This window comes from Halorubrum sp. AD140 (genome assembly GCF_034497445.1).
GTDB lineage: Archaea > Halobacteriota > Halobacteria > Halobacteriales > Haloferacaceae > Halorubrum.
On sequence record NZ_JAXRUU010000364.1, the window covers coordinates 1 to 1,004 of the forward strand.

A 1,004-nucleotide genomic window follows, 5' to 3' on the forward strand; every position below is an offset into this window, starting at 1 on the left:
CGAGCTGAAACACGAGACCGAGTCCGCGAACCACTTCTGAGCGCGGCGGACCGACCCCGCCCCGCCTTCCGCTCTTTTCTCTCTACAGCGGTGTGAACGGCAGCGACGCGAGCGAGTCCGCGCCGTAGTCGAGCGCCTCAGACTGCGAGACGTCCTCCGGCGTGACCAGGTCGATCACCCGGGGCGCGTTGTCGGCCGCGCCCTCGCGCGCGCCGCCGAAGACGAAGCCGCCGGCGTCGACCGCCACCGCCCGCAGGCTGCCGCGGTCCTCCGAGCCGACGACCGGCAGCACCTCCCAGCCCGAGAGGTCGCCGTCGACCGTCGACTTCGGTATCGAGACGACCGCCGTGTTCGATTCGAAGCTGACGAACACCGACGGCGTGCCGAGGTTCGATCCGCCGGCGTCGGTGACCGCTCTCCCGAAGCCGCTCGCGTCGACCCGGTACTGCCACGGGTCGGCGAACTCGGCGGCCAGTCCGAGGTCGTCGAGCGGCTCCGTCCGTCCGCCGTCCGCCTCGGGATCGCGGAGGTAGACGAGGAAGTAATGCGGCGAGAAGTCGCCGCCGAACGCGTCGTATAGGTTCTCGACCTCGAACGCGAACCGGTACTCCTCGTCCGTCTCCAGCACGCGGAACGAGCGCAGGTCGAACGCGCCCTCCCGGAACGCCTCGTTCGTCGGGTAGACGTACTCGCCGGGACCGTCGTCGTCGCCCTGCGGATCCGTGAACTCGGCGACGACGTCGCCGGGCGCGACCGTCACGCTCCCCGACGCCAGCTCTGCGCCGCCGTCGGCCTCCCGGACGGAGACGTCGAACGTCCCGATCCGCGAGATGTTTAAGCCGAGGTCGACGGTCTCGTCCGTCGCGTTCGGCGGGAGCCGGACGTTGTCGAGCGCGGCGACCTCGCCGTCGACGACGACCTCGACCGTGGTCCCGCCGACGAAGCCGGCGTCGTTGGAGCCGGTCCCCGTGATGAACGACTCGCCGAGGTCGGCCTCGTCGGCG

General features: G+C 70.8%; 1 protein-coding gene. It reads right to left on the reverse strand.

What is annotated here, in order from left to right; genetic code table 11:
• Nucleotides 1-82: 82 nt before the first annotated feature.
• The coding region (locus U4E84_RS18895; protein WP_322533578.1) for a glucodextranase DOMON-like domain-containing protein at nt 83-1,004 on the reverse strand (922 nt) is incomplete at its 5' end.